The following is a 16,201-nucleotide window of genomic DNA, read 5'->3' as shown; positions in this document are numbered from 1 at the left end:
ATTTACGCCATCATAAAAATGGCAAGGTTTAATCACCCGGGGCTAGAAAAATGACTATTCAACAATTGGAATACATATTGGCTGTAGAAAGGTTTCGCCATTTTGGCCAGGCTGCTGAGGCTTGCTTTGTAACCCAACCTACCCTCAGTGCTCAGGTAAGCAAACTGGAAAAAGAATTAGGCATCATCATCTTTGATCGATCAAAAATGCCTGTTATTCCAACGGAAATCGGGGAAATGATCATCGGCCAGGCCAAAAAAGTGGTCTCAGAAAGCAAGGGAATACTAGAACTGGTTTACCAATTAAAGGGAGATGTTAGCGGATTGATAAAAATGGGTGTCATTCCTACTTTGGCTCCCTATCTCCTGCCTTTGTTTATTCAAAATTTTATTCATAAATACCCCAAAGTACAGTTGCAAGTTCAGGAAATGGTGACGGAAGATATCCTCAAAAAGCTTAAAAATGATGAGTTGGATATCGGCCTGGTGGTAACCCCTTTACAGGAGCCCGGAATTGTAGAAAAACCCATTTTTTACGAGAAATTTTATGCTTACCTGTCAAAGAACCATCCCTTGCTGGATCAGTCTGAAGTATCTGCGGCTGATATCATGGCGGAGGATCTATGGGTTTTGCAACAAGGGCATTGTTTCCGGGATCAGGTGCTCAACCTCTGCGATCAAAACAAATTCAAACGGATGAACTTCCATTATGAAAGCGGGTCTCTTGAGGGTTTGAAAAATATGGTTAACCGATATAAGGGCATTACCCTTCTCCCGGAACTAGCTACTGATGGGCTGAGTGAAGAAGAATCCAGTCGTTTGCGCCCCTTCATAGGCGATGCCCCTATCAGAGAAGTCAGCCTTATTCTGACCCGGAGTTTTTTAAAGCAGAAATTGGTGAATTTGCTATTTGAGGAGATTCAATACGTTGTTCCCAAACACATGCTTTCCCACAAAAATGGTAAGCTTGTAAATTTCAAATTATGAGGTGAAATCCTTCAAAATGTTTTAATTTCGGTCTTCAAATCAAGCAAATTTAAGGCATGCCATTAAAACAATATATTGAATCGAATTCAGAGAGATTTTTGGGAGAATTGGTGAATCTGTTAAAAATCCCCTCTGTCAGTGCAGATCCCGCTTACAAAAATGAAGTTTTTAAAGCCGCTGATTTTGTGAGGGAAAGCCTGGAAGCAGCTGGTGTGGACAAAGCAGAAATATGCCCAACAGCAGGCTATCCCATCGTATATGGCGAGAAAATCACAGATCCGGAAGCACCCACTGTACTGGTATACGGACATTACGATGTGCAGCCCGCCGATCCCCTGGAATTGTGGGATTCTCCTCCTTTCGAGCCTGTAATCAAAAAGACCAAGCTTCATCCCAATGGTGCCATCTTTGCGAGAGGGTCGGCAGATGACAAAGGGCAATTTTTCATGCATGTTAAGGCTTTTGAAGCCATGCTGGCCAGTGGAGAGCTATCCTGTAATGTCAAATTCATGATTGAAGGGGAAGAAGAAGTAGGCTCCGAAAACCTGGACATCTTTGTCCGGGCAAACAAGGAAAAACTTGCTGCGGATGTGGTCCTGATATCCGATACATCCATGATCTCATTGGAGCATCCCTCTGTGACTGTAGGTTTAAGGGGGCTGGCCTACATGCAGGTGGAAGTTACAGGGCCCGACAAGGACCTGCATAGCGGCACCTTTGGCGGATCAGTCGCCAATCCCATCAATGTGCTTTGTAAGATGATCGCCTCACTGCACGATGAAAACAACCATATCACCATTCCCGGCTTTTATGATCAGGTGCAGGAATATGGAAAAGAATATAGGGACAAATTGAATCAGGCTCCTTTTGACGAAGGTGAATTTAAAAGAAAGCTGGATATCAAAGAAACATACGGAGAAAAAGGATATACCACCATTGAGCGGGTAGGCATAAGACCCACATTGGATGTAAATGGCATTTGGGGTGGCTACATAGGGGAAGGCGCCAAAACGGTACTCCCATCCAAGGCTTCAGCCAAGATATCCATGCGCCTGGTGCCCGATCAGGACCACAAAAGCATCGCAAAACTTTTTGAAAACCATTTTAAAAGCATTGCTCCTCCCGCAGTAAAAGTTAAAGTGGTACCTCACCATGGAGGTCAGGCAGCAGTGGTTCCTACAGATTCCATTGGATATAAAGCAGCAGAAGCCGCCATACAGGAGGCTTTCGGAAAGAAAGCGATTCCTACCAGAGAAGGTGGATCCATTCCCATCACGGCATTGTTTCAAAAAGTTCTTGGCCTGGATCCAATTTTGCTTGGCTTTGGTTTGGACACAGATGCCATTCATTCCCCCAATGAACATTACGGACTGGATAATTATTTCAAAGGCATTGAAACCATCGCTTTATTCTTCAAGCATTTTAACCTTTTGGGTAAGAAAAAATAAGCATTTGCGCTTATTGAAGTAAAACAGGAACTTATCATCCCGTTTTTTAATTAGCAAAAGGTACCGGACCATAAGGCAATTAATCTATCCATAATGCATTCTAACAAATTAGTCTTCCTATTTATTTTCCTTTTTACATATGGCTTACAGGCCCAGGTGATTGCTCCCCCTAAATGGGATATCGCCCTGGAAAACCCTGAGCCAAAGACTGGGGAGGAAGTAAACCTGATCTTTGAAGCAGACATCCCAATCAATTGGTACATCTATTCCAATGATTTTGACCCTGACCTTGGCCCTATCCTGACAGCAATCGTTTGGGAAGACACCACCGGGATCAGCCCGCTTGGTAAGCTGCAGGCCATTGACCCAAAGACAAAATATGATGAAATATGGGAAGGTGATGTTACTTATTTCGAAAAAGAAGGGGAATTCCGGCAAACCCTGTTAATACAAGCGGAAAATGCACTGATCAAGGGTACCCTGGAATACCAAATGTGTTCTGACATTACCAATCAGTGCATCAATTATCAGGAGGAATTCAGCATTGCCCTGGGCAATGCACAGGCCTCCGTGCCCGGGTCAGGTGAAGCCGATGCCGGCGTTTTTAATGAGCTGGAAGATTCAGCTGAATCCTCGGAAAGTATTTCTCTGGAACGGCCGGAGGAGTCGCTAATCGGATTTCTGGTCATTGCTTTCCTTGCAGGTTTGGCCGCTTTGCTTACACCTTGTGTGTTTCCTATGATACCCATGACCGTAACTTTTTTTACGGGGAGGGCCAAATCCAAGGTTCAGGGGTTTAGAAATGCCTTTATATATGGTTTTTCCATCATTGCCATTTACACCATAGCGGGTACCATTGTGGCTGCCATACAGGGTCCTGAATTTGCCAACTGGCTCTCCACCCACTGGATTCCCAATGTTTTCTTTTTTGCCGTATTCATTTTCTTTGCCCTGGCTTTTCTTGGCTTATTTGAGATCAACCTGCCAACAGGCTTTGTAAATAAAATGGATGCCAAGGCGGATAAAGGGGGCATGGTGGGCATTTTCTTCATGGCTTTTACCCTCGTGCTTGTGTCTTTTTCCTGTACCGGACCTATTGTTGGGTCAATTCTGATAAGTTCTGCGGGCGGAGCCTTGTTAAAGCCCATTTTGGGCATGTTTGCCTTTTCCCTGGCTTTTGCCCTTCCATTTACTTTATTTGCCATTTTCCCCGAATGGCTCAACTCTTTGCCAAAATCGGGTGGATGGCTCAATTCTGTCAAGGTAGTTTTAGGTTTCCTGGAACTTGCTCTCGCATTTAAGTTCCTGAGTATTGCTGATCAGGTATACCATTGGGGCATGCTGGACAGAGAAATTTACCTGGCCATCTGGATCGTCATCTTTGCTCTCCTGGGCATTTACCTGCTGGGAAAATTACGCCTGCCACACGACAGTCCCATGGAATATTTGGGGGTTCCAAGACTCCTTCTTGCCATGGTTACTTTTGTTTTCGTACTGTACATGATTCCGGGCATGTGGGGAGCGCCATTAAAAGCCCTGAGTGGATACCTGCCACCTTTGTCATCCCATGATTTTGACCTGGTGAAAATCAGCAGAGAAAACTCCTTGTCATCAGATCAAACCCTGGATGAAGTGCCCAAATATGCCGATTTTCTCCATTTCCCCCATGGAATACAGGGCTATTTTGATTATGAGCAAGCATTGGCTGCTGCCAAAAGACAGGATAAACCCCTGTTTATTGATTTTACAGGACATGGCTGTGTCAATTGCCGGGAGATGGAAGCCCGTGTTTGGTCAGACCCCAGGGTGCTGAGCCGTTTGAAGGAAGATTTCGTTATGGTGGCCCTATACATTGATGAACGGTACGAACTTCCTGAAGCGGAATGGTATACTTCAAGCTATGACAACAAGGTCAAAAGCACCATAGGCAAACAGAATGCAGACTTTCAAATCACCAGATTTAACAACAACGCCCAGCCCTATTATGTGATCCTGGACCATAAGGAAGAATTGCTGGTAAGCCCCATTGCCTATGAGACGGATATTCAAAAGTTTATCGATTTTCTGGATGCTGCCAAGAATGAATTTGAAAGGCGGCAATAGGAAATAAGCGGCTCTTTCAAAATTCTGGTTCCTGTTTTTTTTTGAACCATATAAGACATAGAAGCACACATTAGGGTTTTAGAATTAACTGGTGATATGTTTTTTATATGAACATGTTTCAGGTGTTGGTTACACTTGACCAAGAAAAAAAAGTATTGTTTAGCTTAATGCAGGTACCCTTATATTCCTTATATGGTTCCCGCCTTTTTTAAACCATATAAGGCATAGAAGTACATATAAGGGTTTTAGAATTAACTGGTAATATATTTTTTATATGGACATGTTTCAGGTGTTGGTTACACTTGACCAGGAAAAAAAGAATCGTTTTGCTAACACAAGCCCTCTTCAATGCCCTTATATTCCTTATATGGTCCTGCCTTTTTTTTGAATCATATAAGGCATAGAAGCACATATAAGGGATTTAGATTTACCTGGTGACATGTTTTTAAATGGACTTTCTTCCTGATTTTGGGTACTCTTGACCAGGAAAAAAAGAATCGTTTTGCTAACACAAGCCCTCTTCAATGCCCTTATATTCCTTATATGGTTCCTACCTTTTCTTTTAACCATATAAGGCATAGAAGAACATATAAGGATTCTGGAATTACCTGGCCAGATGTTTTTTGAATGGACATGTTTTGGGCTGTTGATTACACCTGATGAGAAAAAAGAATCGTTTTGCTAACGCAAGTCCCCTTCAATGCCCTTATATTCCTTATATGGTTCCTGCTTTTTTTTTAACCATATAAAGCATAGAAACATATAAGGGTTATGGAATTTGGATTCTCTGAAACAAACCTAATCAGGTTTACAAAACCTGTTTAGCGGATTTCTATTCTGCCAGGCAAAAAAAAGGCGATTTCTTAGGAAACCGCCTTTTTTTAAACCAATTGGCAATCAAATAAATTTACTCCCGCTCAAAAACCCGCACATAATCCACCGCCAGTTGCTGTGGAAAACGGGTACTGGCATCGGGATTGCCCGGCCAATTACCACCTACTGCCATGTTGATCAGCAAAAAGAAAGGCTCCCTGAACTCGTCCATAGCAGCCGGTGAAATGTCCATTGAATGAAATACCTCATCATCCAGCAACCAGGTGATTTGGTTTTCCTCCCAGATCAGGGAATAAACATGAAAATTATCTTTCAGGATAGCTCCATCGGAAAGGGATAGCTTTCCGCCATCGGAAGCGTAATTGCCATTATTATCCCAATGCAGGGTACCATGAACGGTATTGTCTCTGCCATCGGCATTACCTCCGATCATTTCCATGATATCGATCTCTCCACAAGCAGGCCAGGGAACCTCATTAATATTTTCTCCCAGCATCCAGAAAGCCGGCCAAATACCTTGTCCCTGAGGTAAGGCTGCCCGGATATCGATTCTTCCGAACTGAAAATTTTGCTGTCCCTGTGTCTTGAGCCTGGAGGAAGTATAGTTTTTACCCCCCATATTTTCTTCCCTGGCGGTAACCACCAGGTAGCCGTCTTTCAGCTCCGTATTTTCCCTGCGGTAATACTGCAGCTCATTGTTACCCCATCCACATAGGTTAGGGCAACCATCGCCGATTTCAAAAACCCAGTCCGAGGAAAGTGTCTGCGCTTCAAACTCATCGTTCCAGACCAAAGCATAGCCTTCATAAGTCATGGGAGACGTGAAGCCTGAGTCTGGAAAACCCATGCCCAGCATTTGTTCGGTAATGGTAACGCTTCGCTCCTCTTTAATGAAATCTGTTTCAGTGGCATGGGCCTGTACTATAATGGTATACTCCCCTGGGGAATCGTATCGGTAGCTGGATTGATTTCCACTTACCCGCTCCGGCATATCATTTCCAGCACCAAAACTCACCCGGAAGAAGTTGGCCTGATCAGCGGTGAAGCTTACCTGTACCAATCCATTTTCTCCCTCTTCTACGGTCACCTCCAGGTTTTGTGGCAGCAACACCCGCTGGTCCACTTCTTCCTGATTGCAACTGCTTGCAGAAAATAAGGTGAGCAATAATGAAACCGTCTGAAATAATTTCGTCATCATAAGCATCATGATTCAACTTCAGGAATAAGTACAAAAGTCCAGAATACACCACCTGAATCAGTGATGTCTATGGTCAAAGTCAATTCTTCCTGACCATCTTCATTGACATATCCGATCACCTCATAGGATACCGACCTGTCTTCTGCCGGAGGCCCTGCTTCATATTCCCCCTGGTTAAAGGCTTTTGGCAAGGCAATAAAAGCTCCGGTTCCGGTGACCGTAATGCGGGCATTTTCAGATTCAGTAGCCTCGGTAAAACTAAAGGTATGTGTTCCTGCCCCCCATGCTTCACCTGCCGTGCCAGAAAGGTTGGCCACGGGCTGGCATCCTTCTTCTTCTAATCCCATATAAGCTTCTCCAAAGATGTCATCCACCGGATCATACGCATAAATCCCACCTTCCTGAAAGATAAAACGGTCATTGAACAAACAAGCCCGTTCTCCGGAAATGTCTTGTCCATTGGGAAAATATTCGTCACTCCCCGGGGCTGGACCTACACCAAATGCTCCGGCAGCAGGTTTGAGTTTCCAGGTTTTTGTGCCTTCCCCTATAAGGCTGTTTAATGTTAAGATCCCAGGATCTACAGGTTCTGGCTCTGGTTCAGGACTGACTTCTTCTTCAGGTACAAAATCTTCTGGTATCAATCGGATATACCATGCGAGATCTGTGTTGGCCTGATCCACAAAGCGCAAAAGAATTTCATTTTCTTCTATGTTCACTACCTGGTAGGTCCTTCCCCCGGCAAAATAGCCCAAAAAGCCACCCTGAGAAATCGTCAATTCGGGATAGCTACCCTCTGGCTCCGCAATACTCCATTTAAGGCCTTCAGGGGCCTCATAGGGAGCTGAAAGATCTCCAACACCCGGATCAAAAGCACCAGAAAACTCACTCCCTTGAGCAGCATTCAAGTAAACAAAACCATTGGTCTCCATTTGAAAATCAAAATTTGCCAAAAAGAAAGTGTAACGGTCTGTATACATGCCTGACCCTTCCTTTTCGTTGGGTTGGGCCTGATAATATTCAGGAAAGTCTCCCGCCTGTGAAGGGTTGGGTCCCACTCCAAAATGTCCCGCCCTTCCGGCATCAACTTTCCAGGTCTTACCTTCGGTAGCTTCAGCTCCTCCAGTTAACATATTGTACAGGGGTTTGTCCAGTAATAATGGATCGGTCTCGGCTATTTCTATTTCCTTACTTACCGTAACACTTCCTCCGGCATTGAATACAGTTAAAGATACGGTATACGTTCCTGCTGTGGGAAAGGTACCTGTAACTGTTTTACCAGAACCCGAACTGCCATTTCCCAAGTCCCAATTCATGATAAAGAAATCATTGGCAGCGGTAAACTGGAGGATATTGTCACTTTCTGCAGTAGGTTCAAAACTGAAATCAGCGTCTTCCTGTGTAGGAGGGGCTTCCTCCAGCGTATATTCCTCTATACATGCCGCCATAAAAAGTAATGGCAACATAAATTTGATGTAATTGATATATTTTTTCATGGGTATTACTGTTTAATATCCTGGATTTTGTTCCCAGATACCTCCTGCCAAATCAATTTCAACCTGAGGTATGGGGAAAACTTCATGTTGACCTGTGATGAAACCATCAATCCTTTCGCCGGCCTGACCGGTCCTGACCAAATCAAAAAACCTGAAGCCTTCTCCCGATAGTTCGTACCTTCTTTCGTTCAATATGGCCTGGTATAATGCATCGTCGCTACTGCTTACATCCGGCATATTTACACGTGCCCTGACTTTATTGAGTTCAGTCCTGGCCCTTTCGTCATTACCAGACCTTTGAAAAGCTTCTGCTGCCATCAGCAAAACATCCGCCCAGCGAATGGCCCTGTAATTCAGGGGACTGGTCAGATCATCGTCCGGCAAACCCCGCTCATCAAGCCTCTTGATGTATTTGTTATTGTAAAAACCTGTATGGCCCCCACCTCCAATAGCGTAGGTGATTTCATCAGGATTGGGCTGAGCAGCGATAAATGCATCCAGGTCCAAAACTGTGGCTTCCCTTCGGATATCTCCTTCTTCAAATGCATCGTAAAGGTCTTGAGTCGGTAGATTGTAACTATTCCCATCAGCATAGAATGGGCCATCATATTGCCTGATACTTTGAAATCCAACTGCTGCATTGCCATTCAGGCAAACCAGGCAACCGTAATCTCCACCCTGCAATCCGCTGAACTGAATGGTGAACACATCCTCTGACACATTTCTGTTTTCATTTAAGAATAGGGTGCTGTAATCCGGGAATAGTTCGTACCCCCCCTGATTATCGGCTATCAGATCTCCCAGAATGGTTGCGGCTTCCGCATATTTGTTTTGGTACAGCAACACCTTACCCAGCATGGCCATGGCCGCTCCCCTGGTCAACCGGCCGGTTTCGCTAAAGGTCCAGGGAAGCACTTCCATAGCCTCTCCCAAATCACTTTCTATCTGTTCGTAAATGGCTGCCCTGGGGGTTCTCTCAGCATTGGGAATTTCACTGATGGAAATTCTCCGGTCTACGATCAGTGGCATATCCCCAAAATAATTGACCAGATTGAAGTAGAAATAGGCCCGCATAAATTTGGCTTCTGCCAGAATCAGGGCCTTTCCGTCAAAATCTATATTGTCCTGATTTTCGAAAATATAATTTGCACGGGCAATTCCGGTGTAATTTACCCGCATCACTGCCCTTAGTTCCTGATTCACGCCCCCATGGGTCATGTTCTCTATTTCGTGCAGGCCCCTTGAGTCATTCACACTCTCTCCGCCGGCAATGGCATTGTCTGAAGCGATTTCGCCAATCCACATGTTGAGGTAAGCAGGCTGCATCATGTCATAAACGCCAATGATGGCCCTGTCAAAATCTTCTTCGGTATTGAAGAAGTTTTCCGCATCCTGGGTAAATTCAGGATCAATATCCAATAAACTATCGCATGCGGTCACCATTCCCAATGTCAGGATAAGTAACCCTTGATATATATTTTTCATCATCTTGCTTAGAATTTAATATTTAAACCAGCCATAAAGGTTTTTGCCTGGGGGTAAATCCCATTGTCCACACCGGCGAAGAGTGGGTTACCTGAACCTACATCGGGATCAAATCCCTGATAATTTGTCAGGGTCACCAGGTTATTGGCAGCCAGGTAAAAGCGGAAATACTGAACCCCTATTTTCTCGGTTATGGAAAGTGGAAGTGTATATCCCAACTGTACATTTCTCAGCCGCAAAAACGACCCATCCTCTACGAAATAATCGGAGAAAACATTATTTCTGGTGGCTCCCGTAGTCAGTCTTGGGTAGGTATCCGTTGTACCCGGTCCTGTCCACCTGTTGATGGTATAGGACAACTGGTTGGCAAATGGCTGTTGCCTTTCATAATTCCGGATGATTTCCTGGCCCAAAGCGGCATATACATTGGCTCCTATATCAAAACCCTTAAAATCCGCTGTCAGGTTGAAACCCATGACCATATCAGGAATGGGAGAGCCAATCTGAGTACGATCAGTATCATCTCCAAAGCTGATTACCCCATCCCCATTTTGATCAACAAAACGCAGGTCTCCTGGCTGAGCACCAGGCTGTACCACAGGGCTGGATATGATTTCCTCCTGGGTCTGGAAAATCCCATCTGTCTGATAACCGATAAAGTATCCTATTGGAAAACCTTCCTGAAATCTGCTGGCCACATTTCCTCCCACGCTAAAACCCGCACCGGGAATAAATTCAAATCCCTGAGGTACAGCGGTTACCTCATTCTTCAAAAAGGTCACATTGTAATCCGCAGTGAAATTCACGCCGGATTGCCGGTTGGTGGCATATCCCAGCTCAAGCTCAACCCCCCTGTTCAACACATCTCCCGCATTAATCACGGGCGGTGCACCTCCGGGTCCGTATGCCCCCAAAAGGGCGGACACATCGGGCTGGAAAAGCAGGTCCTTTGTGTTTTTGATAAAATAATTGGCCGTAAAATCCAGGTTATTGAAAAGAGAAAAATCCAAACCTATATTCGTTTGATAGGTGGTTTCCCATTTCAGGTCTGGATTGCTGGTATTTCCGATAGCGGCACCATTGACAATCAGATCGTTGAATACGTAGGTTGCAGAACCATTGAGCAGGCCCCTGTAGCGGAACAAACCTATTTGATCATTTCCCGAAACCCCAAAGCTTGTTCTGAGTTTCATGAAATCTATGGCTCCGGCATTGAAAAACGGTTCATCAGAAATGACCCATGCCCCGGAAATAGCCGGGAAATATCCAATCCTGTTGTTTGGACCGAAATTGGTGGAACCATCCCGTCGCAGGATAGCAGAAAAAAGGTAGCGTTGTTTGTAATCATATTCACCTCTAATGAAAGCTGAGGTCAGTCTTTGACTGCTTTGAAAAGAACCCACTCCATTCAGAAATCCTCCCGGAGCCTGATTGGCAGAAATATCTGCAAAATTCAGGTCGTTGTTCGGAATATTAAAACCTGTACCGTTTAAGCCTTCGCTTCTGTTTCCTACCAGGGAAAGTCCTATCATGCCCTTTACCCGATGTAGCTCAGCAAAGGTTCTGTTATAATTCAGGAAAGTCTCCAGGTTGTAATCCAGGAAGGTGTTTCTGGACTCGAATACACTGGCACCTCTTTCGATTTCCAGGCCGCCTACGTCCACCAAAACCGGATCCAAATCAGCATTTCTTGCTGAATTGGCAAATTTTCCCGGTCCATACCATACCAAAGGATTAAAAGTTTTGGCATCCACCATGGCGTAGTTGTAGCCAGCCCTTCCGGTCCAGGTAAAGTGATCGTTGATGGCATATTCCACTTCTTCCTTTCCCACCAGCTTATTGACGTAGGAGTCGTTGTAAGCATTTTCCATCTGGGCCAGAGGGTTGATGATGTCATTGACATTCTCCAGATAGGAGTACCTGTCCCCTACCCTTATCGGTTCTGTAGGATAAGCGTTGATGGTGTTGTACAATACGGAACCAATTCCCCCCTGAGGTAAAGTACTGCTTTGCTCCCTGGTAAAGAGCAAAACATTGGTGAATTTAATTTTCGGGGCAATTTCCGTGGTGAAATTGATCCGGGCATTGTACCTTTCAAAATTGGCCTTTGGCCCACCTACGATTCCTTCCTGGGCAAAATAGCTTCCTCCTATGGAATAGGAAGTTTTCTCTGAACCGCCCGTCACAGTCAGGTTATACTCCTGTATGGGTGATTCCTGAAAAACAGCATCCTGCCAATTGGTACCCTCTCCCAATTCCACATTGTTGAAAGGTAGTGCCAGACCGCCGGCTGCATAAGCCTCGTTTTTCAAAATGGCAAATTCCCGTGCGTTCAACAGGTCTAGCTTACGGGCGGTTTGTTGCACCCCATAATAAGCATTGAAATCCAACCTGGGCTTGGTTCCCAGATTACCTTTTTTGGTTTCAATCAAAATAACGCCGTTGGCAGCCCTGACACCATATATACCAGCGGTACCATCCTTCAACACATTCACGGAGGCAATGTCATTGGGATTCAGGGCATTCAAGCCGGCGGCATCATAAATAACACCGTCTACCAAAATCAAAGGGTCATTGTCCCCAAATGTACCGATACCTCTTATACGGATATTTGAAGTACCTCCGGGGGCACCGGAATTGGTGCTGATGTTGACACCCGCCATTTTACCCTGAAGGGCCTGATCTACCCTGGGCATGTTCATTTTTTCAATGGCTTCCCCCTTTACCTGAGCCGTAGCTCCGGTCAACTCCCTTTTAGTGGCCGAGCCATAACCGATAACAACTACTTCATCTAAATTGGAAACATCCTCTTCCAATACTACATTCAATTCTCTACCCGATCCGACAGTAAGTCGTTGGGATTTGAATCCCAGATAAGAAAACTGAAGTACCTCACCGGTACTGACATTGATGGTAAAATTTCCATCAATATCTGTAACGGTCCCTACGCTGGACTCCACCTTTAAGATACTTACTCCCGGAAGGGGAAATCCCGATTCGTCTGTTACCTTTCCAATGATCTCATTGGATTGTGCCATCCCGATCAGGGACAAGCACATGGCATAATACAGTAATAAGACTTTTTTCATTTGATTAAATTTGGATTTACATCAGTCCAAAATTGAGAATAAGCTACTTTAAATGGAAAATTGCCTATACAACATTACTACATCAAGGTGGTTTTTCATATTTCACAAAAACCCTACAAAAAGAGAATAAATATGGGTTTAATGATATTTAAACAGGGTTTTTAATTACATTTATACCTTATGCCTTAATTAGCTCTATTACATCAAATTTAAATTGGGTATATTGCATTTACGATCAGATTTACTTCCATAATGAGAGCAACTTTGGGCCTCTTTTTTTTATTTGTCCTGACACAACAGGTGCTATGTCAGTCATTGGCCTTGCCTTTTACCAGGTACTACTCCAGTCAGGAATATCAGGGAGGTATACAGAATTATGCGATTACCCAGCATGCGAGCGGCTTGCTGTACATTGCGAACAACTATGGTTTACTGGTCCATGATGGCACCACCTGGAGAAGGTTCTCTCTTCCGAATAGTACCAAAACCAGGCATGTACAGGTGGATGAAAACGGCATAATCTATGTTTCGGGACAGGGGGAATTTGGTACCTTCAGCCCCAATGATAAAGGGCAACTGGTCTTCAAGTCTCTTAAAGATTCCCTTCCGGAATCCTTTCAAAACCTGGAGGAGGTCTGGAAAGTTTTTCTGGGAAATGAACACATTTACTTCTGTGCCACAGATCGAATTTTTGTTTTCGATCACAACCATCGCTTTAATTTTAGTCTGGAAAGTCAATCCGCTTTTGAAAGTTTCTATTTCAGTAATAACACCTTGTTTGTAAACGAGAGACAGACTGGTTTAAAAAAATTAGAAAATGGCTCCTTTTCTCTTGTAAACTCCTACTTCAGTGATAAATTAATTACCGGCTTGATTCCGACAGGATCGGGCAAATACCTGGTTTTTACCCGTGACAATGGAATTAATGAACTCACAGGCAGGTCTGTTGCTAACTGGAAGACTACTCCTGAGCTGACCATTAATGCGGTTTTACGGTTGAGTAATGGCCATATTGCCATTGCCACCCAACTTGACGGCTTGTTATTGATCAATACAGAGGGAAAGGAATTGATGAAATTGAATAAGGAAAGCGGATTGAATAACAATTCAATCGTTTCCCTTTTTGAAGACCTATCGGGTAATTTATGGCTGGGGCACAACAATGGCTTATCCATGATCCAATTAAGTCTGCCTTTCGGAAAAATCAATCAATATTCCGGGATTACCGGTACAGGTTACCATGCCACCAATGAGCAGGGAACATTGTATCTGGGAACCAATAATGGAGTCTATGTACAGCAATCCAATGTTGATGGATCCAAGAGTATGGAATTGATCCCCAATACCAATGGTCAGGTATATCAAATCAAATCCTTACAGGATCTTTTGCTGGTTGCTCATAACGACGGTGCCCTAAGCATAAGGAATAACCGGGCAGAAAAAATAGCAGGTCCTGAAGGTATTTGGAATTTTCAGCTATTGAAGGATTACCCCAATTTGATTCTTGCCGGAAGCTACCAGGGCCTGCACCTCTATGAAAAAAGGGATGAGGACCTCACATATTTAAGAAAAATCAAAGGGTTTGACGAGTCAAGCAGGGTGATCGAACAAGATGAAAATGGAGATATTTGGGTGGCCCATGGCTATAAAGGAATATATAAACTCCGGTTGGACTCCACTTTATCGGCTGTTAAAGTAGCCTATTTCGGTACTGAAAAGGGCTTACCCAGCAACATCTTTAACAATGTATGGAAAGTCAAAAACAGGCTGATTTATACCACCCAGGCAGGGGTATTTCGCTTCAATGAACTCCAACAGGTTTTTGAAAGAGACCCTATATTTGATCCTTACTTTGAAAATGATTTTCTATTTCATTACCTGCTTGAGGATCAGATGGGAAATATATTTTTCATCGGAGAGACTGAAATGGGGGTTTTAGAAAAAAAAGTTGATGGCAGCTATCACAAACATTTTCAGGTATTCAATCCGCTCCTTCCCCTGCTCAATGATGACTTGCCAAACATTTCTGCCATCAGGGGAAATGAAGTGCTTTTTGCTGCCAATGAAGGATTTATCCGGTTTAGCCTTAATGACAATAATTTCCAACCCCCCGTTTTCCCTACCTTAATCAGGGCAGTATACCTTACTGGTCCCTCTGATTCTTTGATTTTTGCAGGCAATGTTAGTCAGCATCTGCCCTCTTCCGGGATGACTGAAATTCCGTATAAAAAGGCAAACATCCGCTTCGAAAGCAGTAATCCTACCCCCAATAATGAAAAAGACCTGAGGTATCAATATTGGCTGGAGGGATTAGAAGAGGACTATGGAGAATGGATAGATAAAAGGGAAAAAGCCTATACTAACCTGAGAGAGGGGAAGTATGTCTTCCATGCACGCAGCAGGAACATTTATGGCGCGATCAGCCCTGTAAGCACCTTTAGCTTTGAGGTTTTGCCTCCCTGGTACAGGAGCAAGCTGGCTTACATGGTCTATATTTTTGTTTTCCTTGTAAACTTCTTAGTGGCTTACCGCATAATAGAGAAAAGGTACCAAAAGAAAACCCTTCAAATAAAAACAGCCTCTAAGCAAGCCATTGAAGCCAAGGAGTCCGAATTGAAGGTTAGCCAAAAGGAAGTGGAAAAGCTGCGAACGGAAAAATTAAAACAGGAAATTCAGATAAAAAATAAGGAGCTGGCAGCTGCCACCATGCATCTGATCACAAAAAATGGGTTTATTGACCACATGCGCAATAACCTGAATGCCATCACCAGGAAAAGCAAAAACCAGGAGGTGAAGCAGGAGATACAGAAGGTCATCAAAAACATTGAAAAAAATATTGCCAAAGATCAGGACTGGGAGCAGTTTGAGGTTCATTTTGACCAGGTACATGGCGATTTTATGGGCCGGTTTAAAAAGGAATATGACAAGCTAAGTCCACAGGAAATCAAATTGAGTGCTTATCTCAGGATGAATCTTTCCACAAAAGAAATCGCCTACCTGATGAATATCTCCATACGTGGTGTGGAAATTGCCCGCTACCGCCTGCGCAAAAAGCTCAATCTGGAGCGCAGTGACAACCTGCAGGAGTATATTTTGAAGTTTTAAAATTTTATTTAAATCAAGCATTTATACCATTCATTGAAGGTCTGTTGTGGGATTTGGATTTGAGTCATTCAAGGATAAATGATTTGGAAAGAGCCAGTGATACTGGCCAACCACATATAGTCTACAGTTATAAGGCAATTGTTCTACTTCTCAAGAAATCAGCCAGGCCATGTATCAAATAAAAACCAATTGTAGACGGCTGGAACATTTGATCCAAAACAAGGAAATTAATAGACAAGGCAAATGCCATTCAATTCAAGACAGGCACTTTTTCCTGTTTTTGCTGTTCCACCCTTTCTGGCTTTTTACCCTTTTTGGCCTTGACCTTTCTCCCGTACCACAACAAAAACCCGGTTATGGGCAAAGAGGCAATGATCAGGCTCAATAAGAAGGCCAACACCTTACCAGGGAAACCCAAAATGGCACCCACATGCACATCGTAGTTGATCCGCATGAT

General features: G+C 43.9%; 9 protein-coding genes. 4 read left to right on the top strand and 5 right to left on the bottom strand.

Annotated elements, in window-relative coordinates:
- The first annotated feature begins 50 nt into the window (after positions 1-50).
- From G9Q97_RS21740 to G9Q97_RS21730, 3 genes are all read left to right on the top strand, one after another.
- Positions 51-986: a hydrogen peroxide-inducible genes activator gene (locus tag G9Q97_RS21740; RefSeq protein WP_166150856.1), complete on the top strand. Its 936-nt coding sequence runs from the start codon at positions 51-53 to the stop codon at positions 984-986.
- 56 nt (positions 987-1,042) lie between these two features.
- Positions 1,043-2,434 carry a dipeptidase gene (locus G9Q97_RS21735; protein WP_166150853.1) on the top strand — a complete coding sequence of 464 codons (1,392 nt, stop codon included), beginning with the start codon at positions 1,043-1,045 and terminating at the stop codon, positions 2,432-2,434.
- A 93-nt stretch (positions 2,435-2,527) separates the two neighbouring features.
- Complete coding sequence (locus G9Q97_RS21730; protein WP_166150851.1) at positions 2,528-4,537, top strand: protein-disulfide reductase DsbD family protein; 2,010 nt, start codon at positions 2,528-2,530, stop codon at positions 4,535-4,537.
- Positions 4,538-5,444: 907 nt separating this feature from the next.
- On the opposite strand, the gene G9Q97_RS21725 is transcribed toward G9Q97_RS21730, so the two are convergent.
- Genes G9Q97_RS21725 through G9Q97_RS21710 form a run of 4 tightly spaced genes read right to left on the bottom strand, consistent with a single transcriptional unit; the run spans position 5,445 to position 12,639 of the window.
- Entirely contained in the window at positions 5,445-6,569 is a 1,125-nt protein-coding gene (locus G9Q97_RS21725; protein WP_317168798.1) for a glycoside hydrolase family 16 protein, read from the bottom strand.
- Positions 6,570-6,574: 5 nt separating this feature from the next.
- A complete protein-coding gene (locus G9Q97_RS21720) occupies positions 6,575-8,065 on the bottom strand; it encodes a PKD domain-containing protein (RefSeq protein WP_166150849.1) in 1,491 nt (496 codons plus the stop codon).
- A 12-nt stretch (positions 8,066-8,077) separates the two neighbouring features.
- Complete coding sequence (locus G9Q97_RS21715; protein WP_246255821.1) at positions 8,078-9,553, bottom strand: RagB/SusD family nutrient uptake outer membrane protein; 1,476 nt, start codon at positions 9,551-9,553, stop codon at positions 8,078-8,080.
- A 5-nt stretch (positions 9,554-9,558) separates the two neighbouring features.
- Positions 9,559-12,639, bottom strand: a complete 3,081-nt coding sequence (locus tag G9Q97_RS21710; RefSeq protein WP_166150847.1) for a SusC/RagA family TonB-linked outer membrane protein — start codon at positions 12,637-12,639, stop codon at positions 9,559-9,561.
- A 252-nt stretch (positions 12,640-12,891) separates the two neighbouring features.
- On the opposite strand from G9Q97_RS21710, the gene G9Q97_RS21705 reads away from it, so the two are divergent.
- Complete coding sequence (locus tag G9Q97_RS21705) at positions 12,892-15,744, top strand: ligand-binding sensor domain-containing protein (RefSeq protein ID WP_166150845.1); 2,853 nt, start codon at positions 12,892-12,894, stop codon at positions 15,742-15,744.
- A 250-nt stretch (positions 15,745-15,994) separates the two neighbouring features.
- Here G9Q97_RS21705 and G9Q97_RS25115 read toward each other — a convergent pair whose 3' ends face one another.
- Positions 15,995-16,198 (bottom strand): PepSY domain-containing protein, encoded by a 204-nt coding sequence (locus tag G9Q97_RS25115; RefSeq protein WP_246255820.1) that lies wholly within the window; start codon positions 16,196-16,198, stop codon positions 15,995-15,997.
- Between the last annotated feature and the right edge of the window lie 3 nt (positions 16,199-16,201).

The organism is Cyclobacterium plantarum (genome assembly GCF_011290685.1).
Classification (GTDB): Bacteria; Bacteroidota; Bacteroidia; order Cytophagales; family Cyclobacteriaceae; genus Cyclobacterium; species Cyclobacterium plantarum.
Note: the sequence above shows the minus strand (reverse complement) of the source record. Positions and strands in the feature narration are given on the sequence as shown.

Excerpts from the sequence above, each read along its gene's own strand:
- G9Q97_RS21740 (WP_166150856.1), top strand. The coding sequence starts at position 51 with ATGACTATTCAACAATTGGAATACATATTGGCTGTAGAAAGGTTTCGC.
- G9Q97_RS21735 (WP_166150853.1), top strand. The coding sequence starts at position 1,043 with ATGCCATTAAAACAATATATTGAATCGAATTCAGAGAGATTTTTGGGA.
- G9Q97_RS21730 (WP_166150851.1), top strand. The coding sequence starts at position 2,528 with ATGCATTCTAACAAATTAGTCTTCCTATTTATTTTCCTTTTTACATAT.
- G9Q97_RS21725 (WP_317168798.1), bottom strand. The coding sequence starts at position 6,569 with ATGATGACGAAATTATTTCAGACGGTTTCATTATTGCTCACCTTATTT.
- G9Q97_RS21720 (WP_166150849.1), bottom strand. The coding sequence starts at position 8,065 with ATGAAAAAATATATCAATTACATCAAATTTATGTTGCCATTACTTTTT.
- G9Q97_RS21715 (WP_246255821.1), bottom strand. The coding sequence starts at position 9,553 with ATGATGAAAAATATATATCAAGGGTTACTTATCCTGACATTGGGAATG.
- G9Q97_RS21710 (WP_166150847.1), bottom strand. The coding sequence starts at position 12,639 with ATGAAAAAAGTCTTATTACTGTATTATGCCATGTGCTTGTCCCTGATC.
- G9Q97_RS21705 (WP_166150845.1), top strand. The coding sequence starts at position 12,892 with ATGAGAGCAACTTTGGGCCTCTTTTTTTTATTTGTCCTGACACAACAG.
- G9Q97_RS25115 (WP_246255820.1), bottom strand. The coding sequence starts at position 16,198 with ATGCGGATCAACTACGATGTGCATGTGGGTGCCATTTTGGGTTTCCCT.